The 24,023-nt window shown below is 61.2% G+C and carries 23 protein-coding genes; 11 read left to right on the top strand and 12 right to left on the bottom strand.

Annotated elements, in window-relative coordinates; all coding sequences use genetic code 11:
- Positions 1-47: 47 nt before the first annotated feature.
- Together ACBG85_RS09840 and ACBG85_RS09835 are read left to right on the top strand one after the other, a co-directional pair.
- Positions 48-170 (top strand): hypothetical protein, encoded by a 123-nt coding sequence (locus ACBG85_RS09840; protein ID WP_003940840.1) that lies wholly within the window; start codon positions 48-50, stop codon positions 168-170.
- A 50-nt stretch (positions 171-220) separates the two neighbouring features.
- Positions 221-2,215 carry an SDR family oxidoreductase gene (locus tag ACBG85_RS09835; protein ID WP_054188139.1) on the top strand — a complete coding sequence of 665 codons (1,995 nt, stop codon included), beginning with the start codon at positions 221-223 and terminating at the stop codon, positions 2,213-2,215.
- Between the two features lie 96 nt (positions 2,216-2,311).
- Here ACBG85_RS09835 and ACBG85_RS09830 read toward each other — a convergent pair whose 3' ends face one another.
- A complete protein-coding gene (locus tag ACBG85_RS09830) occupies positions 2,312-3,040 on the bottom strand; it encodes a response regulator transcription factor (protein WP_054826543.1) in 729 nt (242 codons plus the stop codon).
- Positions 3,037-4,206: a sensor histidine kinase gene (locus tag ACBG85_RS09825; RefSeq protein ID WP_372027345.1), complete on the bottom strand. Its 1,170-nt coding sequence runs from the start codon at positions 4,204-4,206 to the stop codon at positions 3,037-3,039. Before ACBG85_RS09825 ends, ACBG85_RS09830 begins: the two co-directional genes overlap by 4 nt.
- A gap of 301 nt (positions 4,207-4,507) precedes the next feature.
- Here ACBG85_RS09825 and ACBG85_RS09820 point away from each other — a divergent pair, with 301 nt between their 5' ends.
- From ACBG85_RS09820 to ACBG85_RS09805, 4 genes are all read left to right on the top strand, one after another.
- A complete protein-coding gene (locus tag ACBG85_RS09820; RefSeq protein WP_230359678.1) occupies positions 4,508-5,593 on the top strand; it encodes a serine hydrolase in 1,086 nt (361 codons plus the stop codon).
- A 228-nt stretch (positions 5,594-5,821) separates the two neighbouring features.
- Positions 5,822-7,006, top strand: coding sequence for a serine hydrolase domain-containing protein (locus ACBG85_RS09815; protein ID WP_372027343.1), 1,185 nt, complete (start codon positions 5,822-5,824; stop codon positions 7,004-7,006).
- 100 nt (positions 7,007-7,106) lie between these two features.
- Positions 7,107-8,303 (top strand): serine hydrolase domain-containing protein, encoded by a 1,197-nt coding sequence (locus tag ACBG85_RS09810; RefSeq protein WP_372027341.1) that lies wholly within the window; start codon positions 7,107-7,109, stop codon positions 8,301-8,303.
- 286 nt (positions 8,304-8,589) lie between these two features.
- The gene (locus tag ACBG85_RS09805) at positions 8,590-9,741 is read left to right on the top strand and encodes an MFS transporter (protein WP_372027339.1); all 1,152 of its coding nucleotides are present in this window, start codon (positions 8,590-8,592) and stop codon (positions 9,739-9,741) included.
- Between the two features lie 93 nt (positions 9,742-9,834).
- Here the strand turns inward: ACBG85_RS09805 and ACBG85_RS09800 are convergent, their stop codons facing one another.
- Positions 9,835-11,460, bottom strand: a complete 1,626-nt coding sequence (locus ACBG85_RS09800; protein WP_372027831.1) for an amidohydrolase family protein — start codon at positions 11,458-11,460, stop codon at positions 9,835-9,837.
- Between the two features lie 153 nt (positions 11,461-11,613).
- Positions 11,614-12,603, bottom strand: a complete 990-nt coding sequence (locus ACBG85_RS09795; protein ID WP_372027337.1) for a threonine/serine dehydratase — start codon at positions 12,601-12,603, stop codon at positions 11,614-11,616.
- Between the two features lie 81 nt (positions 12,604-12,684).
- Between ACBG85_RS09795 and ACBG85_RS09790 the strand changes: the two genes are divergently transcribed.
- Positions 12,685-13,608 carry a LysR family transcriptional regulator gene (locus ACBG85_RS09790; protein ID WP_372027335.1) on the top strand — a complete coding sequence of 308 codons (924 nt, stop codon included), beginning with the start codon at positions 12,685-12,687 and terminating at the stop codon, positions 13,606-13,608.
- A gap of 2 nt (positions 13,609-13,610) precedes the next feature.
- Here the strand turns inward: ACBG85_RS09790 and ACBG85_RS09785 are convergent, their stop codons facing one another.
- A complete protein-coding gene (locus ACBG85_RS09785) occupies positions 13,611-14,186 on the bottom strand; it encodes a TetR/AcrR family transcriptional regulator (protein ID WP_042449699.1) in 576 nt (191 codons plus the stop codon).
- 76 nt (positions 14,187-14,262) lie between these two features.
- On the opposite strand from ACBG85_RS09785, the gene ACBG85_RS09780 reads away from it, so the two are divergent.
- On the top strand, positions 14,263-14,877 hold the full coding sequence (locus tag ACBG85_RS09780) for an NAD(P)H-dependent oxidoreductase (RefSeq protein WP_003940783.1): 615 nt from the start codon (positions 14,263-14,265) through the stop codon (positions 14,875-14,877).
- A 13-nt stretch (positions 14,878-14,890) separates the two neighbouring features.
- On the opposite strand, the gene ACBG85_RS09775 is transcribed toward ACBG85_RS09780, so the two are convergent.
- Entirely contained in the window at positions 14,891-15,472 is a 582-nt protein-coding gene (locus ACBG85_RS09775; RefSeq protein WP_372027333.1) for a GNAT family N-acetyltransferase, read from the bottom strand.
- 76 nt (positions 15,473-15,548) lie between these two features.
- On the opposite strand from ACBG85_RS09775, the gene ACBG85_RS09770 reads away from it, so the two are divergent.
- Entirely contained in the window at positions 15,549-16,532 is a 984-nt protein-coding gene (locus tag ACBG85_RS09770; protein WP_003940911.1) for a hypothetical protein, read from the top strand.
- Between the two features lie 54 nt (positions 16,533-16,586).
- On the opposite strand, the gene ACBG85_RS09765 is transcribed toward ACBG85_RS09770, so the two are convergent.
- Genes ACBG85_RS09765 through ACBG85_RS09755 form a run of 3 tightly spaced genes read right to left on the bottom strand, consistent with a single transcriptional unit; the run spans position 16,587 to position 18,621 of the window.
- Positions 16,587-17,477 carry a sucrase ferredoxin gene (locus tag ACBG85_RS09765; RefSeq protein WP_214514488.1) on the bottom strand — a complete coding sequence of 297 codons (891 nt, stop codon included), beginning with the start codon at positions 17,475-17,477 and terminating at the stop codon, positions 16,587-16,589.
- A gap of 58 nt (positions 17,478-17,535) precedes the next feature.
- Complete coding sequence (locus ACBG85_RS09760; protein WP_372027331.1) at positions 17,536-18,108, bottom strand: YdeI family protein; 573 nt, start codon at positions 18,106-18,108, stop codon at positions 17,536-17,538.
- Between the two features lie 9 nt (positions 18,109-18,117).
- Positions 18,118-18,621, bottom strand: coding sequence for a hypothetical protein (locus ACBG85_RS09755; RefSeq protein ID WP_372027329.1), 504 nt, complete (start codon positions 18,619-18,621; stop codon positions 18,118-18,120).
- A gap of 128 nt (positions 18,622-18,749) precedes the next feature.
- On the opposite strand from ACBG85_RS09755, the gene ACBG85_RS09750 reads away from it, so the two are divergent.
- Complete coding sequence (locus ACBG85_RS09750) at positions 18,750-19,595, top strand: alpha/beta hydrolase (RefSeq protein ID WP_064073919.1); 846 nt, start codon at positions 18,750-18,752, stop codon at positions 19,593-19,595.
- Here the strand turns inward: ACBG85_RS09750 and ACBG85_RS09745 are convergent.
- Positions 19,580-20,536, bottom strand: coding sequence for a GlxA family transcriptional regulator (locus ACBG85_RS09745; protein WP_007727480.1), 957 nt, complete (start codon positions 20,534-20,536; stop codon positions 19,580-19,582). The genes ACBG85_RS09750 and ACBG85_RS09745 overlap by 16 nt on opposite strands.
- A 125-nt stretch (positions 20,537-20,661) precedes the next feature.
- Between ACBG85_RS09745 and ACBG85_RS09740 the strand changes: the two genes are divergently transcribed.
- Positions 20,662-21,300 carry an HD domain-containing protein gene (locus ACBG85_RS09740; RefSeq protein ID WP_007727481.1) on the top strand — a complete coding sequence of 213 codons (639 nt, stop codon included), beginning with the start codon at positions 20,662-20,664 and terminating at the stop codon, positions 21,298-21,300.
- 9 nt (positions 21,301-21,309) lie between these two features.
- Here the strand turns inward: ACBG85_RS09740 and ACBG85_RS09735 are convergent, their stop codons facing one another.
- Both ACBG85_RS09735 and ACBG85_RS09730 read right to left on the bottom strand, forming a co-directional pair.
- Positions 21,310-22,266: a R2-like ligand-binding oxidase gene (locus ACBG85_RS09735; protein ID WP_003940790.1), complete on the bottom strand. Its 957-nt coding sequence runs from the start codon at positions 22,264-22,266 to the stop codon at positions 21,310-21,312.
- Positions 22,267-22,353: 87 nt separating this feature from the next.
- Positions 22,354-23,991, bottom strand: a complete 1,638-nt coding sequence (locus ACBG85_RS09730; protein ID WP_372027326.1) for a sulfatase-like hydrolase/transferase — start codon at positions 23,989-23,991, stop codon at positions 22,354-22,356.
- Between the last annotated feature and the right edge of the window lie 32 nt (positions 23,992-24,023).

Below are 24,023 nucleotides of genomic sequence, written 5' to 3'. Positions count from 1 at the left end.
CTCCGCAGGGCGATGTTCTCCTAAGCTGATTTCGTCAGACTTGGAGCATGACAATTTTCGAATGGATCCTTGCAATCCCCGCTCTTGCGCTTGCCGTCGCGTTCTTGTTCTCCGGAATCATCTCCGCGGGCATCGACTTCGACGCCGAGGACGGGGTCATGACGCATTGATGTTCGTTTCCCTCTAGCCGCTGATCTTACTTTGGAGTAAGTTACCGACTATGGCCACATACATCGTCACTGGCGGTACCGGATTCCTCGGACGAGCTGCACTGCCACTCCTGCTCGAGCGTGATCAAACTGCTCAGATCCATGTGCTGGTCAGAGCCGGTTCTGTAACCAAACTCGAAGAACAGGTGTCGGCAATTCCCGGCGGCGATCGCGTGCATCCACTCATTGGAGATCTGACCGAGCCGGGGCTGGGCATCGACTCTCCCCCGCCTGCCGACCACGTCCTTCACCTCGGCGCGATCTACGACATCACCGCCGGAGACGAGCAGGCTTCGACGAATGTCGAGGGCACACGCTCCGTGGCCGACCTTGCCGCACAGCTGGGAGCCACCCTTCATCACGTGTCATCAGTCGCTGTTGCGGGCGACTACCCGGGAACCTTCAGCGAAACCGATTTCGATTGCGGTCAAGGCTTTCCCACTCCGTACCACCGAACCAAGTTCGAGGCCGAGAAGCTCGTTCGAGAACGAGAAGGCCTCACCTGGCGTGTTTATCGACCGTCTGCCGTGGTCGGCAACTCCGTCACCGGGGAGATGGACAAGATCGACGGTCCGTACTACTTGTTTCCAGGACTGGCGCTACTCGCGAAACTACCTGCAGCACTCCCCGTCCCGATCCCCAACCTCGGCGCAACCAATGTGGTGCCCGTCGATTACGTAGCCGCCGCCCTCGTCGAATTGATGCACGCGCCCGGCCACGACGGCGAAGCATTCCATCTCGTGAATCCGAAACCTCAACCGGTACGCGAAATCTATGCCGGACTCGCCAAGGCCGCCGGAGCGCCCCGGCCCGCACTCAGCCTGCCGGGCGTGATCGCCAAACCCTTTGTCTCGCCATTGCCGATGGATTCGGCAGAATCGGCGCGGAAGGTCTTCCTCGATCGCATCGGCATGCCTGCAGCATTACTCGACAACATGACGATGGCGCCGACATTCACCTCCGCGAGAACCGTTGCCGCCCTGGCCGGATCAGGACTGGCGGTCCCCGAGTTCGGGTCGTACTCCACTGTGTTGTGGAAGTACTGGCGCGCAAACCTCGATCCCAATCGCGCACGACGTAACAGTCCCGAAGGACCACTCGTGGGTCGGATCGTTCTGATCACCGGAGGCTCTTCCGGAATCGGCAAGGCATCGGCCATTGCCGCCGCTCAGAAGGGCGCCACCGTTCTCCTGATCGCACGCCGCACCGACGAACTCGATGCCGCAGTACAGGAGATTCGATCAGCCGGGGGCAAGGCATTCGGTTATCCCTGCGACATCACGGACGACGAATCGGTCCAGCACACGATCAAAAGCATTCTGACAGAACACGATCACGTAGATATGTTGGTAAACAACGCCGGCCGATCCATCCGGCGCGGCATTTACCACTCCACTGATCGTTTCCACGACTACGAACGAACGATGGCCGTGAACTACTTCGGCGCTGTCCGATTGGTGCTCGCCTTGTTACCGACCATGCGTTCTCGCCGCTTCGGCCACATCGTGAACATCAGCAGCGCGGGAGTCCAGGCGGCAACGCCTAGATTCTCGGCCTACGTGGCGAGCAAGGCCGCCCTCGACGGTTTCTCGGACGTAGCCGCCTCTGAAACCCTGGCGGACGGAATCACTTTCACGACCATCCACATGCCGCTGGTCGAAACACCGATGATCGCTCCGACCGGCGAATACAACAACGGCCCGATCACCAGCCCGGAAAAGGCTGCGGCAATGGTGATCCGCGCGCTGATCGACCGCCCCAAACGCATCGACGTACCACTGGGAACCCTGGGTGATCTGGGAACCCTGTTCGCACCGCACACCAAGGACCGAATTCTCAACCAGATGTACCAGGCCTTCCCCGATTCTCCGGCGGCAAAGGGTCAGGTAGACAAGGAAACTCCGGCAGACGCTCCGGCAACACCGACGCGACAGCACCACTCGCGCTCGCGCATCCGCAAACTCGGCCGTCGTGCCGCCCGACTCGTGCCCGGTACGCACTGGTGACCGGTGGTGTGACTTCGCCTCGGAGCGTTTCGGCCAGCGGAACGGATCTGTAGGTTCAGTCGGCGAATCCTCACCGGGTCACGCTGACAAAATCAATCAACCGCCAGTTGCACAGGGTTCCGTATCGGTGCCTGACCCCGGGACCACCAGACCAGACTCGTAGGCGATGACGACAGCGTGCGTCCGATTCTGAGCACCGAGCTTTGCCAGCACGTTCCCGACATGCGTTTTCACTGTCTCCAGGCTCACAACCAGAACCTGAGCAATATCCGAGTTGGACAGCCCGGTGGCCATCAACCGCAATACCTCTTCCTCCTTTGCTGTCAGCGCTGCATTCGGGAACGCCTCAGCGGAGACCAACGGGCGGGGCGTAACCATCCGGCGTAGCGCGGCAGGGAACAGGATCACTTCGCCCGCCGCCACCACACGTACTGCCGCTGCGATCTGCGGGACTGGGAGCCGCTTCAGCACGAAGCCACTCGCGCCCGCACTGAGTGCGGCCGTGACGTAGCCATCGTTTTCGAAAGTGGTGATTACCAAGACTTTCGGCGGTTCGGTGCACTCGGCCTGGAGGTGCCGAGTTGCCTCTATTCCGTTGCGCAGCGGCATCCGCACGTCCATCAGCACCACATCCGGACGAAGTTGCCGCGAAAGCTCCACTGCTTCGATACCGTCGGAAGCCTCGCCGACGACCACAATCCCGGGCTGAGCTGCGAGCAGCATACGCAGGCCGCTGCGGGTAACGTCGTCGTCATCCGCAATCAGCAGGGTGACTGGCATGCTTGCAGGGTTGGCGGCGTCCTCACTCCAATTGGCTTCGGTCATCGTGCCACCCGTACCGGCAACTGAACACTCAATCGCCAGCCCTGGGCTCCGTCCGGTCCAGCCTTGAACTCACCGTTCAAGAGTCGCACGCGCTCGGCCAAACCTGCCAGGCCGCGCCCTGATCTTCGAACTACGTCTGCCTTTCCCCCGGTCACTGCCCCGATGCTGTTGACCACTCTGAGCTCGACGCTCTCCGAGCCGACTGCCACCGTGATTTCGATCGGCCCGCTGTCCCCGTGCCGCAGAGCATTGGTCGTCCCCTCTTGCAGGATCCGGTACGCCGCGCGAGAGAGTGTCCCCTGGATCTGTGAAAGGTCACCCGAAAGGTTCACCTCCACAACCGCCCCCGCATGCCGCAACCGATCAATTAACGCAGGCAAGTCCGACAGCGTCCGAGAAGGTACAGCCCCAGGCCTCTCCTCTCGAAGTACACTCAGTACGTAGTCCAGGTCCTCGAGCGCTGCCCGTGTCGACTCCTCGATGCTACGCATGGCGGCCCTCGCTGCGGCAGGATCGGAGGCAAGCACCTCGCCGGCCACCGCCGCCTGGATCGTGGCGGCGGTGAGCGTGTGTCCGATCGAGTCGTGCAACTCGTGAGCGACCCGATTACGTTCGGCCAGTTGCAGTTCACGTTCTTCCGCCAGCGCGAGCCGTTCGGCCGTGGACGGCCCCAACAGTCGTGGCGCCAGCCATCTCAGCAGTGTTGCCACCAGGACACAAATTCCTACCGCAAGCAGGAGGCAGCCGGCCGCCACGACCCAGGTCCATCCACCCGTCACGTCAACCGACGTATCGAACAGACTGATTCGCGCCGTGCCGCCGAGCCAGTTCCCCGGGAGCGAAATACCCATGATGAAAAGGACGCTGGTCGCGAGCGCCGCCAGCCAACCCACCATGACATGCAGGACAATCCAGAGCGGGGCCCGCCAGCGATCAATGTCCGAGAGGTTAGGAGTACGGTGTCCGAGCGCTGGACTCGGCAGCGACACCTGCAGCAGTCGGCGGGCAGAAACGATGAGCGCGCGTCGCACAGGATGCACCAGGCCGAGTGCTCCTACCAAAGTCACCCATATGAGCAGGACCGAAAGCACCCGGACGAACTCGGGTGCGGATTGCCACGCGAGAGCAGGCAACATCGCAACCACCAGAAGTGGCAGGCTTGCCAACACACCACAAAAGGCGAAAAGTACAGCTGAGTATGTAGAGCCTCGCATCAGCGGTCGTAGTCCTGTGATCATGATTCGACAAGTATGACTGGGCCGCTCGGCGATGGCCTCCCCCGATCGAGGGAGATGGTTTTCCCGCGTCGGAGCGATGCGCGACCAATCCTCCAGCAGACAGGATCGTGTCCAGACCGATCAATCTCTCCAAGGAGTTCTACTGATGCGCCGCCACAGTCGACAGGGCCAACCTCCCTCACCCCAAAGACAAAGCCGGAAACGGCACCGCGCCCTCTGTTCCGTCGCAATGACTCTCAGCGTGGTCACCCTCGGTGCGTGCTCGTCGTCCGCCGATACCGTCGCTGCGCGGCACGATGCGGTTCAACACTCACTCGACGCACTGGTGAGCGAGGACGGACTACCCGCCGCCCTCGCAAGCATCCAAGACCGAAACGGCAACTCCCACAACTACACCGCAGGAGTCGGTGACCTGACCACCGGATCAGAGGTACCCCCCAACGGCCAGATACGAATCGGCAGCAACACCAAAACCTTCACCGCAGTAGTGGTCCTGCAACTGGTCGCCGAAGGAAAGATCGAACTCGACACCCCCATCGAGACCTACCTACCCGGACTCGTCCGCGGAGACGGGATCGACGGCCACAACATCACCATCCGCCAACTCCTCCAACACACCAGCGGACTCCCCAACTACAGCAACTACCTGGAAGACGAAGTCCGATATTACGACCCACGCGAACTTCTCGACATCGCGCTCGAACATCCTGCCGACTTCGCCCCCGGAACGAGTTGGAAGTACAGCAACACCAACTACGTCCTCGCCGGCCTACTCGTACAGAAGATCACTGAAAAACCCCTAGCCGAGGAGATGAACCGGCGAATCTTCGCGCCGATCGATCTGCAGCACACATACTTTCCTGAACCATACGACGAGAAGATCTCGGAACTTCACCCCCGCGGCTACTACCGGGAGTCATCGGACGCGCCTCCCGTCGACATCACAGAGATAGACCCCTCGTGGGGATGGGCCGCAGGGCAATTGATCTCCACCACCTCGGACCTCAACCAGTTTCTCCACGCACTCCTCGACGGACGACTGCTCCCCGCAGCCCAACTCGACCAGATGCGCACAACCGTCCCCGCGGAGGAAACCTTCGGACCCGATGCCCGCTACGGACTTGGATTGGTCAGCCGTCCGCTACCGTGTGGCGGCCTGTCCTGGAGCCACGGCGGCAGTTTCCCTGGATACGAGACACGCGGGGGCGCTACCGACGACGGACGCGAAGCGAACATCGCGGTCAGCATGCAAGTAGTCGACGACGCCACCCGGAGAAAACTCGAACACGCGGTGGATATCGCCCTTTGTCGCTGAGGCCTCCTGTCAATCACCAAAGGCCGCCTACTCCGAAATAGCTCGTCAAACCGACAGTATCGGCCGCGAGACGCGGGACTCCGAGGTGCAGCCAGCTACACCCCGTACGCTCCGGCACGCACCACCGAGAGACTGCACTTCGCACCATGGAGGACGCGTATGCACGTCAATACTGTTCTCTGCATGTGGAACTCACCACGAGATTCGACGAACAGGAGACCACAACCAATGACCACTCTTCGACGTCGCCCCCTGCTCACCGTGCTTCCGGCACTCACCGCTGCAGCCCTCATATTGGGCGTGAGCGGATGTGGTGACACCACTGACTCCACTGATTCCACTCGGCAAAGCGACGCTGCCGTGCAACAGGCGCTCGACGGCGTCATCAAGCAGGGGATCCCCGGCGCACAACTCGTGATCTCCGACCCGTCGCGGGGCACTCGCATCATTCGTGCAGGAATGGGAAACACCGCCACCGGCGAGCCTATCCCCGATGATGCGCGGGTCCGAATCGGCAGCAACACAAAGGCCTTCGTCTCGACCGTCGTCATGCAACTCGTCGACGACGGACTGCTCGACCTCGATATGAGCATCGAGCATTACCTGCCCGGAACGATCGTAGGCAACGGGAACGACGGCAACCGAGTCACCATTCGAGATCTCTTGCAGCACACCAGTGGACTGACGGACTACCTCGCCGCCGGCGGAGCAGGGCCGGAAGACATCAAGCCCGGCCAGCTGCTGGTGGGGACAAGCGCACAGCCACCGGAGCACTTCTCCCCCACTGAACTGGTCGATATCGCGATGTCTCTTCCACCCGGCCCGGCAGCCAAAGACAAGGCTGTCTATTCGAACACGAACTACATTCTGCTCGGGATGCTCATCGAGAAGGTCACAGGACGCCCTGCCGCGCAGGAGATCACCACCCGCATAATCGATCCGCTCGGACTGATGGACACCTATTTTCCCGCCTCCCGCGAGACACAGATCCGCGGTTCTCATGCACAGGGCTATCACCCGATTGACGGCATTCAGGTCGATGTCACCGATGGCGACGTGTCGTGGGCCGACACCTCAGGTGCGATGGTCGCAACGGGCGCCGACCTCAACACTTTCTTCACGGCTTTGCTACGCGGCGAACTCGCCTCGAATGACAGGCTCGCCGAGATGAAACACACCGTGCCGTTCGACAGGAGCCCGCAGGACAGCTACGGACTCGGACTAGTCCGCGTGAACAGCTCCTGCGGGAAGGAGATCTGGGGTCACGGCGGCGGAATTCCCGGCTTCGGCACCTCGGGCGGAGTCGATACCACAGGACGCGCTGTGACTCTCACGCTCAATCACATCCCGATGAGCGAGGACGCCTTCGTAGCAGCACAGCGAGTTGTCGACGCAGCGATGTGCGAGGAGTGAAGGAAACATGTTCGTGCACGACTTCGCACGCAACATCGAACAACAATTCTTCCCGAGCGAACGATGTCCCGAACCCTACCAATCCTCAGGAGTTCTACTGATGCATAACAATATTCGAAAGGGCTTCCCTTCCTCAGATCGCCCGCAGGACCGCAAACGGCACCGGACCTTTTCGGTCGTTGCCGCGGCGGCCCTCGGTGCCATGACGCTGGCGTCCTGCTCGCCGTCATCCGCCCTCAGTCCCGATACCGTCGGTTCTTCCTCCACCGAGTCCGACGCGGTTCAACGCTCCCTCGACGCGCTGGTGAGCGAGGACGGACTACCCGCCGCCCTCGCAAGCATCCAAGACCGAAACGGCAACTCCCGCAACTACACCGCAGGAGTCGGTGATCTGACCACCGGATCAGAGGTACCCCTCAACGGCCAGATACGAATCGGCAGCAACACCAAAACCTTCACCGCAGTAGTGGTCCTGCAACTGGTCGCCGAAGGAAAGATCGAACTCGACACCCCCATCGAGACCTACCTACCCGGACTCGTCCGCGGAGACGGGATCGACGGCCACAACATCACCATCCGCCAACTCCTCCAACACACCAGCGGACTCCCCGATTACGGAATACACGTCAATGACGAAGAGATCAGATTCCGCTACGCCGACCCCCACGATTTGCTCGACGTCGCGTTCCAACACCCCGCCGACGCACCGCCCGGAACGAGTTGGGGGTACAGCAACACCAACTACATTCTGGCCGGCCTACTCGTACAGAAGGTTACCGGCTGCCCCCTCGCCGAGGAGATGAATCGACGTATCTTCGCGCCGATCGGCCTGCGCGACACCTACTTCCCATCCCCGGGAGACATGACCATCCGGGGTCCCCATCCCAAGGGATACCACCGCACCGCACCAGACAGCCCACTGAGTGACGTCACAGAGATGGACCCGTCGTGGGGATGGGCCGCAGGGCAGCTGATCTCCACCACCTCGGACCTCAACCAGTTCCTCTACGCGCTACTCGACGGACGACTGCTCCCCGCAGCCGAACTCGACCAGATGCGTACCACCGTCCACGTCGGCGGGCCCACCGGACTCGAGTACGGCCTCGGCCTCACCAGCAGGACTCTCTCGTGCGGCGGGGTCTACTGGGGCCATGGCGGCGACATAGTCGGCTACGAGACCCGCGGCGGCATCACCGACAACGGGCGCGCCGTAAACCTTGCGGTGACTGCTCTTCCCACGACTGCGTCCGCCACGCAACACGTCGTAGACACCGTGGACAGAGCTTTGTGCAGTTAAGGCTCTGGTGACAGCGTCACCCGGAATCTCACCCGAGTGACGCTGTACCGCCCGACGAAACATTCGGTCGGTTATTGGCCGAACGGACCAATGCGGCCAACGTGTCCGCTGCCACACTTCATCAGTCCATGCGGCACAACGCAATTCAGGAGGCATGATGAAGTCGGAACGCGCCACAGTTGAGGAACCCTCGCATAGCGGCGGCAAGTCGATACAAAACATATTGGACAACAAGTCAATTCGTCGAACAACGACTATGACTGTTGGGCTGCTCAGTACGATCTGGATGATCGACATGATAGATCGCGTGATGATCGGGCTTGCACTGCCGATGATCGGAGACGAATTCTCCCTCAGTAATACGCAATTGGGCGGAGTCGTGTCGATCTTCGCCATCTTTTACATGCTCGGGCAGGTCCCCGGCGGCATGCTGGCCGACCGATTCGGACCCCGGCCACTGTTGATCGTTGCGTTGATCCTGTGGTCGGTGTTCACCGCACTGACAGGATTCGCCTGGGGAATCGTCTCGCTGATGGTCATGCGTGCGATGTTCGGGCTCAGCCAGGGTCTCTTCCCAGCAGCGTCGTTCAAAGCTCTGGCTGAGCGAACCCGTCCGAAAACTCGCGCCACGGCCATGGGCTTCATGATCGGTGCAAACAACCTGGGCCCCGGCATCGCACCATTGATCATCGCCCCAGTTCTCATGGCCGTCGGTTGGCGGGACGCATTTTGGCTGGTGGCCATAGTCGGCGCCGTGATCGGCACAGTCGTCTGGTTGGTGCTCCCGGCGCCGTTGGACACAGAGATCACGGAAGATCCGGAGGCCGCACTGCAACCGCTCGCCAGTGAACACTCACGCGCCGCGGTATTCAAGTCCGTTTCGGTCTGGAAGTTCGCACTTCTGTTCTGCCTGGCCAACATGGCCGGATATGGGCTGTTGACCTGGGTGCCGAGCTACCTCCTCAACGAAAAGGGGCTCTCGCTGATCGATACGGGAATCTTCGCGGCGATCCCGTTCATCGTCACGGCATTGGCCATCGTCGTCGGTGGACGTCTGGTGGACAAGTACTTTCACGACAGCGCGCGCATTCTGCTCGTTCCGTGCATGGCCACCTCCGCCATTCTGCTGTTCTTGATGACTACCACCGATACCGTCGCGATGTTCACGTTCTATCAAACCCTCGCGATGGGCGTCAGCGGACTGTGCTCGATGTCGATCTTCGCCCTCCCGTTGCGGGCATTGCCTGCCGAATTCCTCGGTTCCGGAATGGGTTTGATCAACGGTTGTGGACAGCTCGCCGGTTTCATCACCCCCCTCGTGATGGGATGGATGGTGGACCAGTTCTCGTACATGGCCGCGTTCGGAGTCCTGGTCGGCGCGACGGCTGCGGCGGCTTTGGTGGCCATGATCGTTCCGCAAACCCCGGCGAAATTCTGAGGGCTCTCACGTGGTCCGGCGAAGTGGCCGCTGAAGGGTCGTTCCCGGCAGTGGCCGCTTCGCCGATCCGGAGCTGACCCCGGTGCCAGCTCGTCACCTCACTGCATCGAACCCGTTGCGCGAGCGCCGAAGTGCGCGCCCTGCAAGCTTCCCCGTCGGCACCCCGTCCGACAGTGCCGGTTGCCCATTGACCACAACGTGCCGCATTCCGGTCGCATACACTCTTGGGTTGTCGTATGTCGCGAGATCCTCTACCTGCGAGGGGTCGAAGATCGCCAGATCGGCGTATCCCCCTGGCGCAATGTAGCCCCGCTTCGCCAAACCGAAGTTTTCAGCAGGAAGGCTGGTCATTCGGCGAACGCATTCCTCGACTGATTGCCCGCCAATGCCGCGGGTGTAGCGGCTCAGAATACGGGCGAAAGTTCCGAATGAACGGGGGTGGACGGGTTGCCCCGCGAAAAGGGTCTCCGTGCTTTGAGCATCGGCATCGGAACCAACCGAAACCCAGGGACGCTCGAAGGCAATTCGCGTGTTGTCCTCCAACGCAATGAAATAGGCAGCTTCGGCTGTGGGGAGAGCGTCGAGAACAGCCAGTATGGTGTCCACCGGGTCGTGATGCCCCATCCTCCGAGCAATAGATCCCAGATCTTCCCCCGCTCGGATCCCGAGTGCCGGTACCTCGGACAAGATCGTCACCCCATCGGCACCTCCGGACGCAGCATAGAGATTCTCCCAGTCCTCGTCCTCACGATGGATCCTCTCGCGGATCTGGTCTCGGACACCGGTCGAGTTCAGGTGCGTGCGCCCGGCCGTGGTGTCACGACACCGAAACTCCGGTGGCAACGCGGCACTGAGCAGCGTGTTCCCCGCCTCGTACGGATATACGTCCGCGGTGATTCGCACGCCGTCCTCGCGAGCCGACTCAACCAATTGCAGGGCCTCTGACATTTTGTGCCAGTGCGACTTACCAGCAACCTTGAGGTGGTAGATCTCCCCGCGCGCTCCTGTCGTTTGAGCGATGTCGATCAGTTCCTCGATGCTTTCGAGAAGCCTCTGCCCTTCGCTTCGGAGATGGCAGATATGGACGGCATCATGTCTGGCGAGCACCTGCGAAAATGCTCGCAACTCGCCGGTATCGGCATAGCTTCCGGGTGGATAGATCAGAGCCGAACCCACTCCGAGAGCTCCATTTTCAAGCTCCTCGTCGAGCAGGGCACACGCTTCGGCCAGCTCTTGTTCACTCAACAGACGATCGTCCACACCCGCAACCACCATGCGCAGATTCGCTGCGCCGACGAAGCTCGCCACGTTGAAACCGACGCCGTTCGTCTCCAATGATTCGAGAAAATCGTGCAACCTCGGCCAATGTGATTGCACCCCAGGTGGAATCGCACCCAATCCGAGCATCGCCGGAGTCATAGAACCCGTGACCGGTCCGAGAGACACGCCTTCACCGAAGACCTGGGTTGTGACCCCCTGATACAAGTCCGACAATCCTCGTGGGTCTTGCTGCAGCGTGAGGTAACTATGGCTGAGCACATTCACAAAACCGGGAGCCACCATACAACCGCGAGCATCGATGTCGATCGCCCCCGGCACAGCACCCATCGTTCCGACTTCCACGATCGTGTCACCGGAGATCGCAACATCCGCTTTCCTGGGCGGGCTCCCTCTACCATCGAGCACAGTCCCGTCCCGAACGACGATTGTCGGCAGCATCACGTCTCCTCCACGGTGGCCTTGCTGTCGCGAGATGCGACCCTGTTCACTCTGCTCAATCGTGGAAGCGAAATCTTGTTCCAGACACACATACGCGATGCAAAATTGGTGCCGCCCTACCAAACTGGCCCATGGTTCCGGTCATGCCACCGGTTAGCCGACGATCCTGCGGATCTCATTCTCGGAGGCATTGGCGCCCGTGCAGACAACAGCAACGCGCTTGTCAGCGAAGGTGTTCGGATGCGCATAGACCGCAGCGAGTGCGGCCGCACCGGCGCCTTCGCTCAAAGTGTGAGCGTCGTAGAGCAACGCCCGCTGTGCGAGGGTGATGTCGTCGTCAGTGACGAGCAGGAATCCCCCGAGGCGTTCACGCAAGACACGTTGAGTCAGCGCGAACCCGGCACCGGTCGCAAGCCCTTCGACACGGGTGGTGTTCGGGCGCTCGACGCACGTGCCGGAACTCCACGAGTCATGTGCGGCTCGTGCGGCCTCAGACTGCACTGCGAACACCTCGAGGTGCGGTGCAAGCGCACTGGCGACGAGACACGCCGCCGCGGCGCCGCTGCCGCCACCGACTGGGACCACCACCGCGTCCAGATCAGGTTGTTGGTCGAGGAGTTCGACGTAGGCCGTTGCAACACCGGCGAGGATTGCCGGCTCATTGGCGGCGCTCACGAGACGCAGGCCGTCACGTTCGCTGATGAAATCGGCGTGAGCACGTGCTTCGTCGAAGTTCACACCGTGCTCGATGAGCTCGGCTCCGAGCATGCGGACAGCGTGAGCCTTGACTGGATTCGCCCCAACCGGCATGACGATCACACACCGCACGCCCGCACCCGCTGCGGCATACGCCAAGGACTGAGCATGGTTTCCGGTCGAGTAGCCGACAATCCCCCGCGCCCGCGTCGCCTCATCCAGTCCTGCCACCAGATTCAGTCCGCCGCGAACCTTGAACGCACCCGTGGGGTGCACGTTCTCGTGTTTGACGAACAATTGGCTGCACGAGCCCGCACCCAAGGTCGGATGCGATGTCAGGGGCGTGACCGGTAGATGCCGTCGGACGACCTGACTGGCACGCTCGATGTCTGCCCATACGGGTGGATGTAGCTGGTTTGATGCCGTGAGATCAGATGCCGGTGCCATGTGATTCACCCTGCCAAACACCGATTCATAGATCCAATACGTGTTTTCGTCCAAAGCATCGAAATCTTCTATGATTTTGGCATGCTCGATCTAATTCGGCTGAGGGTCCTGGTCGCTGTTGCACGGGAAGGATCGGTGACAGCCGCCGCCGATTCTCTCGGTTACGCGCAGCCCTCCATCAGTCACCACCTTCGACAGCTCGAATCGGAAGTCGGGGTTCCACTGTTCCAGCGAGCGGGTCGTGGACTGCGCCTGACGGACGCCGGCGCAGTGCTGGTTCGGCGAGCCACCGAGATCCTCGGCCACGTCGACGCAGCGGTAGCCGAAGTCCAGACGTACGCCGGACTGAGGACCGGGCGACTACGACTGGCCGCATTCCCGTCAGCCCTGGCGAGTTTGATTCCGCAGGCGATGGCAGCGTTCACGTCCCAGTACCCCGATGTGTCCATCAGCCTCGTTGATGCAGAACCACCCAAAGCACTTGCACTGCTTCGCAACAACGATGTCGACGTAGCTGTTGTCTTCGCGCACGAGGACACCCCTGAAGTCGGGCTCAAGCATGTCGCGCAGACGACTTTGCTGGAAGATCCGTTGTACCTGATCACCTCTACGCGGAATGCAGATGCCGCCAACGAGATCACGGACTACGCCGGTGAGACCTGGATTGCCGGTTGCCCGAGCTGCCGAGCCCACCTCCTCACCGCTTGCAATCGAGCTGGATTCATTCCGCGGATCGAGTTCGAGACCGACGACTACGTCGCCGTCCAAGCCCTGGTCGCCTCCGGAAGCGGGGTAAGCACCCTTCCGGCCCTCGCCCTCCAGGCACATCAGAACCCGAGTATCCGCGCACACCGCATTCCCGGCGAGCGACGCACTGTCTCCGTCGCAACCTACGGCAAACCTCCACTTGCTCCCGCGATCGACGCGTTCGTCAGAACTCTGACAGCGATATCCGAATCCATGCGTGAGCGCGTCGAATTGGATGGGCACCAAGATAACCGGTGACCTCAGGTCCGGCCGACCACCGCGACTATCAGTGCGGCAAGTTCGCTTCGAGCATCGTCGGGCGAGAGCGCTCCCGCTACCGCCGCATGCGAGAGTGCCTCTGCAGCACCGAATATTGCGGTCATCGAAGGTTGCGCAAGTCCTCCGCCCGCACCAAAGGGAGTCAGCACCTCCCGACATCGTTCGGAATAGGCGTGTTCCGATTCACGCTTGACCCGCTCCAGCTCGGGCGAACCCTCCAGCGCTGCAAGCACACCCGTCAGTTCACGCCCCTGCGCCAGCGAACATCCGACGTAGGAGTCGGCGATGGCATTCGCGCGTCCGTTCAGAGACTCATCCGCGGCATCGAGATACTCCTCGAGCATCACCGTCTGACGATCGTCGAATTCCTTGAAGAGCGCTGCCAACAACGCGGCGCGAGAGGCGAAATGGCTGTATACAACTGGCTTTGCAACGCCGGCACGTTCAGCCAACCGACCAAGGGTCAGCGCGTCCGCACCCTCTTCTCGCACCAATGCCCACGACACCTCCACGAGTTGTTCATACCTGCCGGCTCGCGACAGTCTCGTACGTGCCATCGGACACCTCCTTGCGCTATATACCAATTGTAACCTACTCTTAGTACATAAGCGCACCATCTACCGAAGGACGCTCATGACCACACTCGTCGTAGTCTCCCACCCCGATCCCCAGTCACTTACCCAGCATGTCGCCCGTTCTACCGCCGACGCGATCCGCGACCTGGGCGGCGACGTCGACTTCGCGGACCTACATGCCGAGAATTTCGATCCCCGATTCGCCGAAGCCGATGTGAACCTGTTCCGCGGCAAAGGGACTCCCCCGGCCGACGTTGTAGCCGAGCAGGACCGAATCGATCGTGCAGACGATCTGATTCTCGTGTTTCCGATGTACTGGTGGTCGATGCCCGCACTACTCAAAGGTTGGATCGATCGAGTCTTCGTCAGCGGATGGGCGTACGAATTCACCCCGGGAAGCGAATTCGTGAAGAAACTGGACCGACTCACCGTCCACCTGATTCCAGTCGCAGGTGACGACGCCGAGAGTTTCGACCGACACGGCGTGTACGAGGCCTTCCGGACACAGATCGAACGCGGAATCATCGAATATTGCGGTGCCACACTGGGATCGACAACCTTCGTTCACGAGTCGGACACGAAGAGCCGAGACGTCCTCGCCGCAGAAATCCACGACCTCAGCGAAAGCATCGCGTCCCGTGTCGCCTACCCTGCGACCGCGACTTCCCGTTGACGGTCAAAAACGGTCAAATGGCGCTTGACCGGCCCGTGGCCGCCCAGTAGCGAAGCGTGTCTCCCGAATGGCCGAGGTTGCGCGACAACTGATCAGCTGGGCGCACGCTATCGAGAAGTCCCCCACACCCTTCGATAACATTACGCGAACCCGCGTTCGTTTCGTCGCAGGTAATCAGGACGCGACTGAGCCCCACCGGGTCGCCGGCATACGTGAGCACTTCCCGCAGAGCAGCCGACGCTATCCCTTTCCGCCGTTCCGACGGCCGAATCCCGTAGCCGATATGACCACCAAGATCAGCCAAGAACTCATTCAAGCTGTGCCACAACTGGATAGCACCGAGATACCTGCCGTCTCGAACGATCCACCAGTTGGTTGCCGGGACAATGTCGGGCCCCGGCAACGCCTCGGGCTGCGCCAACAACTCCTGCACCCAGTGCCCGAACCCATCGCGGGAGGCAAGGTCGAGATCCAGACGTTGCGCAACTCCCAAGGCCGAGCCGGGCTGATCCGCCTGCGGTCCGCCCCACTCGTCACGCGACTCCAACCAGGACACCCACAAGGCCTCGTCAGGCGCAACCAAATCGACTGTCATAGCAGCGATGCTACGTCGCACCCGCAATGGTCGAGACTTCGCCTCAATCCATCGCAAAAGCACATAGTGTCGATGTATGAGTGGACGATTCACAGCTGGGGTCTTTATCGTCGTAGTCAGTGTCGTCGCCGTTGCGTTGGTTTGGACCGGCGTTCGAGACTATGAATCTTTCACTCCACCGGTCGCGACGGCGGTCGATCGGGCAGACTGCCTCGCCCCTGATATCACCGCCGCGCTCGTAGCCCCCGAGGCACGCGACAGCAGCATCGCACTTCGCCCCGAGGGAAGTGGTTACCCGCCTCCTGATTTCAGCCCCGTTGCCGTTGTTCGATGCGAACGCGGAGAAACGTCCGACGGTGGGTTGACCATCGACTCCATACGCCTCGAGGGGGACATCCACGCGGTGGACGATGCATTCCGCGAACAGTCTCGTCGATTTCCTGCCAACGTCCGGGCCGACTGCGCGTACCGTCTCGTCCCGCCAGCCGGTTTGTGGCTGGTAGACGAAGCAGGAGCAGCCATACGCCCTACCTGGCCGACCGCGCCCTGCGGACTGCAAGAGAAACCACACGCAGCCCTGAGCCAACTACATGAGATCAGCCGCGCGCAGCATCCGGTCGACGGCATCTCCTCCGATGACGCCGGAACCTGCGCGGAGTCGATCGGACAACCGTTCGCGACGACCACTGAAGCTGACATGAGTCGCATGGCAGAACACGAAGACACTCACGCGCGCCCACTGACGGAAACAGCTTTGGCTACACCGATTTCCGACGTCGGCAGACTACTGGTGTGCCGCTATTCCACCGAACCGCCGCTGCCCGAGTCCCGAATCCGCTTGTCACGCCAGCAGAGTACTGATCTGATGGAGGTTGCATCCACCGCGCCACCTGCAGGCCCATGCGATCTCGTCGCCCATCACATCGCTTCGATCGACGTACTTCGTCCCGACGGATCGGGCGGCACGCGGATGGCAGTCGAACTCGACGGATGCCAACGCGTAAACCTCCTCGGACAACGTCAATTACCGCCCGCAGTCATTGCGCTCCTGTTGCAGTAGCGATGACCCACACCCGAGTTCATCGAGACTGATCGTAGAAAACCGACGATGAAATCACAGGTCTCGAATCGACGTGACCACAACTGGCCTGACCGGCTTGGGCGCCGCGCCGCAACTCGGTGGACGTGGCGCGAGTTCGGAGAGTGCCGTCTCCACCGCCCATCGCCGGCCGTCCACATGTGCGACGACGCATGTCCCGTCACTCGCCTGCTCGATGACAGCCAAGTCGTCGATTCCGCAGGTTATTTGCTGTCGCACAGCAATTTCCGAAGCCTGCCCCGCAGGAGACCAGCAACTCCGTCCACGCAGGCCTGGCAAATGGACCTGATCTCGGGAAGCCACCTCCACGGCCGTGACACTCTCACTTGCGGACAGACGGCCGTACGTATTGCCGCTCGGCAACAGGATCATCGACGGCGCGAATCGGTGCCCGCCGGTATGCGAACACTCCCACACCTGGGGTCCGAAGGACGACATCAGCGCTGCGGCGATCGGCCTGCCGAATACAGCGCAGCACTGGTCGCGCTTGCCGTGCGCGCAGACCAATACGACTGGCTCGGTCACTTGCTCGCCCAGTCCTGGTGGCGGCCCATCCAACAGGGAGAAATCGACGTCGAGTAAGTCCATCGGCGAATCGATGTGCAACCTTTCACACCATGAGTCGCTCGGATCGGAGCGCGCAAGCAGGACGGTGTGTCCATCAGTCATCGGATCGGTACGCCCGGGTCGCCGAACGAACATGATTCGTACGTTCGCTGCATCGGCTCGGCGGCTCAGCTCGGCGGCAAGCTCCTCCCCCAAGGCCGTACCGTCCAACACGTCACGACCCCACGCGGCATTGAATTCGAGGCATACCCAGCCCTGCACGACGGCAGCGCTGCCTGCCAGCGGCTCATCGACAGCAGACAGTGCGGAACAGGTTTCGGCTTCGATCACGAGGCCCATTGTGTCAGCCTCGCTGGGTGTCGATTCGCAAGTCCCTGTGGCCCAGTGACGCGGCAGCTCAATAGAACTTCTTGCCCTCCGTAAGCTGGTTCACGAACTTCTCGATCCGCCTGGCTCGCGTCTCCGGACGCTTTGCCTCCTGCAGTCGGTACGCGATGGTGAATCGGTTGGTGGAATTGAGCGTCGCGTAGAACTCACGAGCCTTCGGGTTTTCCGCGAGCGCATCGAGAAAGTCTTTCGGGACCTCGGCCTTGGCTGATCCCTCGTACGCGCGATCCCATCGACCGTCGGCCTTGGCCTTCTCGATCTCGGCGATGCCGGAAGGCTTGAGAAGTCCCGCAGCGTCGAGGCGGGCGACTATCTCGACGTTGCGTTTGGACCACGGACTCCGCGCGGTGCGTCGCGAAAACTTCTGTACGAAGAAATCGTCGTCGATTCGCCGTGCGAGGCTGTCGATCCAGCCGAAGCACAGGGCAACGTCCAACGCTTGGTCGTAGTCGATCGAACTGTGCGACGAGGTCTTCTTGGCCATTTTCAGCCAAAGGCCGGGGACCACCTCGTGGTTCTCGGACAGCCATCGACGGAACTCTGCTCCGTCAGCGAAGTATTCGGTGCCGAGTTCGACTGCCATCAGTGCTCCTCATTTTCGCGATACCCATACTCTGACAAAACCCTGCGACAAATATCCGAGAGTTCCGAGTGCGAGCACCCATTTGGCAATACTGACGGTCGAAGCGGCGCGAACCCTCGAGTCGGTGATCCTGTCGCGATGATCGAGGAAATGGAGTCCGACCACGTTCTCGACGTAGTCGCCGGCCGCCGACAGTACGGGCACTACGGCAAGGGCGCGCCGAGTTGCCGGGGAAAGGGGAACCCGCTCCCCGAGCCTCGTGCCCGCTGACCGCAAAGCCATCGCGTAGATCGCGGGATGTACGAAGTCGGGGTAGTAGTGACTACGAAATCGTGCCGTGGCCTCTGCGTCCATGGAGTCCAATATTTCGACGTACCGGCGAGCAGAGAAGGCCGTCTGCACTTCCAATACTTTGGGAGCCACCGGCCCGAGTAGGCGAGCAATATTCGCTTTTGAGACAACAAAAGCGGTAGTCCACAGTGCCATCGCCTTCGCAGATCCAGTTGGTGCCATGCCACGATCGTGCCATCTTCGCACAACAGAACGGAACGGCCCGACGGAAGAGCTCGCCGAAAATGTGAATGAGGTTGTGAAAAACGGGCATTCCGTATCGATCATCGGTCCGATAGCGGGGAGCGCGCATGTCGCCCAAGTCCAACCCGACTGTTCTGTTCATCCACGGACTTTGGATGCACCCGACCACGTGGGACCCCTGGGCGCAGGTTTTCAACGCGCAGGGATACCCCACGATGGCGCCGGGGTGGCCAGGGGACGCGTCGACCGTGGGTGAGACGCGTGAACACCCGGAAGACATCGCGGGACACGGCATCGAGGACGTGACGGATCACTACGCCAAGGTGATAGCCGATCTCGACGAACCACCGATCGTGGTGGGGCATTCGTTCGGAGGTTTGATCGCGCAGAAACTGCTGGGCCAGAAGTTGGCGACCGCGGCAATTGCCATCGACTCGGCTCAGCCCAAAGGGGTGTTGAAACTTCCCCTCGTTCAACTGGGCAGTGTTTTCCCGGTCCTGTCCAACCCCGGGAACTACCGGAAGGCGTACTCACACAACAGAGAGTCGTTCCACAAGTCCTTCGCCAGTGCCGTGTCCAAGGACGAGTCCGACGCATTGTTCGAGCAGTATGCGATTCCCGCCCCTGGTCGGCCGTTGTTCGAGGCAGCACTCGCCAACTTCGCGCCCCACAGCCCCGCTGCAGTAGATTTCAACGCTCGCCGCGGGCCACTCCTGATGATCGGCGGCGGCAAGGATCGCACAGTCCCGAAAGCCAGTTCGGACAGCTCGTTCAAGAAGTACGCCAAGGCCCCGACGATCAACGAATACAAGGTCTTCGGCGATCGAGGTCACTCGCTGACCATCGACCACGGCTGGCGTGAGATCGCGGACTACAGCCTTGCCTGGCTCGACAAGCAGGGCATGAGCCCGCCGCAAGGCAAGCACGAAAGTCAGTCTCAGCCGAAAGCTTGAAAACGACGGCGGTACACCTGCGGCGAGATTCCGAGATGCGTCGAAAATGCTCGTCGTAGGGATTCGGAACTGCCGAATCCCGCCAATTGCGCGGCTTCGGTCACCGAGTGGCCGGCATCGAGGAGCGCTTTCGCGGAGTCGAAACGGATCAACTCGACGTATTTGGCCGGCGTCGTACCGAGTTCTTCCCGAAAGAGCCTCGTCAGATGCCGTGGGCTCAGGTGCGCCAGGGCAGCCAGTTCGTCGACCGAGTACTCCCCCGCCGGATCGGCGGCCACCGCCTCGACCACTGCGCGAAGCGCGGGCACCCGGGGCCGCGGCCCGCTCAACGACGGCGAGAACTGTGACTGCCCACCTGGACGTTGGAGAAATACCACCAGAAGCTGTGCGACACGTCGGGCCATTTCTGCACCATGATCTCGCTCGAGCAATGCGAGCGCGAGGTCGATCCCGGCGGTCACACCCGCAGACGAGAACACCGTGCCGTCCTGGATGAAAATGGCGTCGGGAACTACCGTGATCTGCGGATAGGCGCGCGCCAGCGTTGCCGTGTGTTGCCAATGCGTCGTTGCGCGGCGTCCATCGAGCAGTCCACTCGCCGCCAGGATGAATGTCCCGGTACAGATCGAGGCAACCCGACCCGAACGTCTCGCCAGATCGCTCGCTGCCTCACGCAATTCCGGACTCACCGGCATCGACGGGAACACGTCGCCACCCATGACCAGCAACGTGTCGAAGGAACCGGAATCTGCGACGTCACAGTCGACCGGAATGCGCATGCCGGTCGACGAGTCGACATCGTGTCCACCTACCGAGCAGATCACCAACTCGTAGTTCGCTCCGCCGCGATTGGCCTCTGCGAACACCTCACTCGGACCTGCGACGTCGAGCAGTTTGACGCCGTCGAACACCAGGACGGCAACTCGATGCACTGCGGTCACGATCGCTCCCCTTCGTCCTGATCTGTGGACAGTATGGCCGAGATCAGGGTGCGCCCGCGTGCGTGCTCGACCGACACTGGGACAGACCGAGAAATTCGCAGCAGCGACGAGCAGAGCAGGTACCGATGAACACGATCATTGCCGGTGTGAAAATCCCCGATTCGAAGATGGCTGCCGACGCCACCGAACTCGTCCGAGATACGGCGTCCGAGTTACTGTTTCACCACTCGCGACGCGTCTTCCTCTTCGGATCGCTGCAAGGCGCGCGTTTGGGACTGCACGCCGATCCTGAATTGCTCTACGTCGGCGCCATGTTTCACGACCTGGGGCTCACCGAGAAATTCCGGGACAGTACGGCGCGATTCGAATTGGACAGCGCGGACGAAGCGCGGCGATTCCTCACCGGCTACGAAGTCGACGAAACCGACATCCGCAAAGTGTGGGAAGGCATCGCTCTACATACGACGCCCGAGGTCCCCTCGCGGCTGGAGCCCGAAATCGCCTTGGTGACAGCGGGTGTGGAGACCGATGTACTCGGAATCGGATACAGCGAACTCGACCAGGCCGACATCGACGCCGTCACCGCGGCCCACCCCCGTCCGGATTTCAAGAATCAGATCTTGAAGGCCTTCACCGACGGCTTCAAGCACCGTCCCGAAAGCACGTTCGGGACGGTGAACGCTGACGTACTCGAACATTTCGTGCCGGGATTTCGGCACATCGATTTTGTCGAGGTCATCCAGAACTCGGCTTGGCCCCAATAGAATTCGCAGTCATTTGGCCGCCTCACTCATCGCAGCGGCATCTTCTGCCCCGAACTTTTCCTCGAGGGTCTCCGGCGAATAGTCGAGGTCGATCTCGGCGACGTCGCGCCCGCGTGCAGACTCGATCGCCGAAAGTCGGCGCTGCGCACGGTCTGCGGCATACTCGAGGAACTCCTGATTGTCCAAACCGAACGGCTGCACCTCGAATTGATCGTTGACCCAGTTGATCATTCCGAGGGCCATGGGCATGAGTTCACCCATCCGCTGCTGGACGACGTCCCAGTTGTGATCGTCGGCGGCGACGTGCCTTCGGCAGGTGAACGTTCCCCAAGCCATGTGCCGTCGTTCGTCGTCACCGATCTTTCGCACCAATTGCTGCATGCCAGGGAGGATTCCGCGCGTCGCACAAACTTTCTGCCACGCGTAGTAACCCGTCAACGCCAGACTGCCCTCGATGACGTGGTTGTACGTGACGCTGGCACGCACCTGGTTGACCGGGCTGGGGTCTGTTTCGAGAATGCGTAGCGACGACGGCAGCTCCTCGTAGAACAGTTGCCGGTAGTACGGATTGTCAGCGACGTAGGAATGCAGGTCACTGGTCAATCCCACTTCGTCCATCCACAGCCGAAACACCTGGGTGTGCTTGGCTTCCTCGAAACAGAACTGCGTCAAGTACATCTCGTCGCCGAATCGTCCCTCGGTCGACATTGCTTTCATGAACGGTTGAATGTCTTCGGTGACGGCTTCTTCACCGGCGATGAACTGCGCACACAGGAAGGTGGCGCTGCGCTGTTGTTCGCTGGTCAGCTCCTGCCAGTCACGGGCATCCTGCGAAAAATCGAGGTCGGTTGGGTTCCAGAATTTGGCGTTTCCCTTGGTGAACAATCGGAGTGGGAACGAATCCCAGTTCAACCCTCCCGACCGAAGAGAACTGAAACCTTCTCGCCCCGGCGAGGTGACAGTCATGACATTCCTTCTTCCCGAACCGAAGACAGATGCCCCACCAGCATGCCCGCAGAACTGAAACGTGAATCAGTTTTGACGAAATTCGATCTATTCCTTCAGGGAAACACCCTTGGTCTCCATCACTGCGAAGAGCTTGGCGTTCATCTGAGCTGCCAGATCCGGCCGATACGAACCGATGTTGAGCGGATTGGCGAGATTGTTCAGTTCCAAGGGGTCGGCTTGTAAGTCGTACAGTTCGTATTGCGGCGCAGCAACTCCCGCAGGATCGAAGTACATCGTGTACTTCCAGCGGCTCTCGCGTATGCACCGAATGTGGTTGGGCTGCGTGACGATGTTCTGACCGTCGGGCGTCGCACAGTTCTGATCGTCGTAGGTGAACAGAATCGTGTCCTGAACCTGCGTGCTGGGACTTTGCGGATAAGCGGCAGCGTCGACGATGACCGGTGTCAGATCGGTACCCAGGAAGTTCCACGATTGACGCGCAGGCGCTTGGGCGAGCGTGGCGAGAGTGGGCATCACGTCGATCAACGACGCCAGGGCGTCGGTGCGAACGGGTTCGGGAAACAGCAAGGGGTTGCTGATGACCAGTGGAACGCGCAGTGTTTCCTCGTAGGCGTTGAACACTTTCTGCCGCAAACCTCCGTGGCTCATCCCCATCTCCCCGTGATCGGACATCCGAACGATCACCGTGTCGTCGAGCATCTGTGGAGTGGCTTCGATCGCGTCGAGCACGCTGCCGATGTGTTCGTCGACCACCTTGTGCATATAGGCGTAGAAGTTGATGTAGTTACGCGCCTGATCGGGTCCGAGCAGCGGCCCGAGCCCGGCTGCCAACAGCAGTTCCGACTGAACCTGGGCTGTCGGTTTGTGATTGAGCGCCAGGATCTCGTCGAAGGTGGGCGGCAAGTCGATACCCTGCTCGAAGGCGCCTGGCGCGTCCGATCCGTAGTTGTCGCACGTGCCGTTCATCGCGTTCCACGTCTGGGGGTACGCGAGGACATCGTGCGGGTTCACGAACGAGACGATCAGCGCCCAAGGCTGTCCGGATGCGACTGCGGGTCCGGAGAGAAACTCGACAGCTTCCTCGGCGACACGGCGATCATGGTCTGCGCACCCGCCACCGAAATGATCCGGATTGGTGTCCTGGCCCGCGTCCGGCGGAATCCACCCCTCGAAGCCGAATCCTGCCACGTCCTCGCTTGTCGGATCACCACCCTCGACGCCTTTGCTCAGATGCCATTTCCCCCGGTACTGGACGTTGTAGCCGGCCGACGCCAGCAGCTTTGCCATGTTCTGTTCGGAGACCTGCAACTGTGGCTCGGTGGGTGAGACAGTGCCACCTTCGGTGAGCGTTCCGGTGACCCCGTGCTGCGCGGGGTAGAGGCCGGTGAAGAACGTACTGCGACTGGGCGAGCACATCGCGGTGTTGCACACTGCCTGGTCGAAACTCAGCCCGTGATCGGCAATCCTCTTGTGGTTGGGCAGATTCTGTTCAGCCCAGCCTTGGGGCCAGTACATCGGCCGGCGTTCCTGATCGGTGATGATGACAACGATGTTGGGTTTCTGCGGAAACCGATCGGCGGGTGCTGCTTGTACCGGCACCGCGCTCACCGCGCCGGCCGCGACGTCTGCCACTCCCGCGAGGACAAGGGCACCGACGCCACCGAGGAACGTCCGGCGCGGCAATGAATGACAATGCGGGGCTGGAACGTTCTCTGGGTTCACGGGCGTCGTCCTCTCGGAGGCGTTGTCGCCCC

The organism is Rhodococcus sp. NyZ502, from assembly GCF_041464245.1.
Lineage (GTDB): Bacteria > Actinomycetota > Actinomycetes > Mycobacteriales > Mycobacteriaceae > Rhodococcus_F > Rhodococcus_F qingshengii.
The sequence above is the reverse complement of the archived record's forward strand: the minus strand, read 5'-3'. Positions and strand labels throughout refer to the sequence as shown.

What these genes read in the sequence shown, in the direction of transcription:
- ACBG85_RS09840 (WP_003940840.1), top strand. Translation starts at nt 48, where the DNA reads ATGACAATTTTCGAATGGATCCTTGCAATCCCCGCTCTTGCGCTTGCC.
- ACBG85_RS09835 (WP_054188139.1), top strand. Translation starts at nt 221, where the DNA reads ATGGCCACATACATCGTCACTGGCGGTACCGGATTCCTCGGACGAGCT.
- ACBG85_RS09830 (WP_054826543.1), bottom strand. Translation starts at nt 3,040, where the DNA reads ATGACCGAAGCCAATTGGAGTGAGGACGCCGCCAACCCTGCAAGCATG.
- ACBG85_RS09820 (WP_230359678.1), top strand. Translation starts at nt 4,508, where the DNA reads ATGACTCTCAGCGTGGTCACCCTCGGTGCGTGCTCGTCGTCCGCCGAT.
- ACBG85_RS09815 (WP_372027343.1), top strand. Translation starts at nt 5,822, where the DNA reads ATGACCACTCTTCGACGTCGCCCCCTGCTCACCGTGCTTCCGGCACTC.
- ACBG85_RS09810 (WP_372027341.1), top strand. Translation starts at nt 7,107, where the DNA reads ATGCATAACAATATTCGAAAGGGCTTCCCTTCCTCAGATCGCCCGCAG.
- ACBG85_RS09805 (WP_372027339.1), top strand. Translation starts at nt 8,590, where the DNA reads ATGATCGACATGATAGATCGCGTGATGATCGGGCTTGCACTGCCGATG.
- ACBG85_RS09800 (WP_372027831.1), bottom strand. Translation starts at nt 11,460, where the DNA reads ATGCTGCCGACAATCGTCGTTCGGGACGGGACTGTGCTCGATGGTAGA.
- ACBG85_RS09795 (WP_372027337.1), bottom strand. Translation starts at nt 12,603, where the DNA reads ATGGCACCGGCATCTGATCTCACGGCATCAAACCAGCTACATCCACCC.
- ACBG85_RS09790 (WP_372027335.1), top strand. Translation starts at nt 12,685, where the DNA reads ATGCTCGATCTAATTCGGCTGAGGGTCCTGGTCGCTGTTGCACGGGAA.
- ACBG85_RS09785 (WP_042449699.1), bottom strand. Translation starts at nt 14,186, where the DNA reads ATGGCACGTACGAGACTGTCGCGAGCCGGCAGGTATGAACAACTCGTG.
- ACBG85_RS09780 (WP_003940783.1), top strand. Translation starts at nt 14,263, where the DNA reads ATGACCACACTCGTCGTAGTCTCCCACCCCGATCCCCAGTCACTTACC.
- ACBG85_RS09775 (WP_372027333.1), bottom strand. Translation starts at nt 15,472, where the DNA reads ATGACAGTCGATTTGGTTGCGCCTGACGAGGCCTTGTGGGTGTCCTGG.
- ACBG85_RS09770 (WP_003940911.1), top strand. Translation starts at nt 15,549, where the DNA reads ATGAGTGGACGATTCACAGCTGGGGTCTTTATCGTCGTAGTCAGTGTC.
- ACBG85_RS09765 (WP_214514488.1), bottom strand. Translation starts at nt 17,477, where the DNA reads ATGGGCCTCGTGATCGAAGCCGAAACCTGTTCCGCACTGTCTGCTGTC.
- ACBG85_RS09760 (WP_372027331.1), bottom strand. Translation starts at nt 18,108, where the DNA reads ATGGCAGTCGAACTCGGCACCGAATACTTCGCTGACGGAGCAGAGTTC.
- ACBG85_RS09755 (WP_372027329.1), bottom strand. Translation starts at nt 18,621, where the DNA reads ATGGCACCAACTGGATCTGCGAAGGCGATGGCACTGTGGACTACCGCT.
- ACBG85_RS09750 (WP_064073919.1), top strand. Translation starts at nt 18,750, where the DNA reads ATGTCGCCCAAGTCCAACCCGACTGTTCTGTTCATCCACGGACTTTGG.
- ACBG85_RS09740 (WP_007727481.1), top strand. Translation starts at nt 20,662, where the DNA reads ATGAACACGATCATTGCCGGTGTGAAAATCCCCGATTCGAAGATGGCT.
- ACBG85_RS09735 (WP_003940790.1), bottom strand. Translation starts at nt 22,266, where the DNA reads ATGACTGTCACCTCGCCGGGGCGAGAAGGTTTCAGTTCTCTTCGGTCG.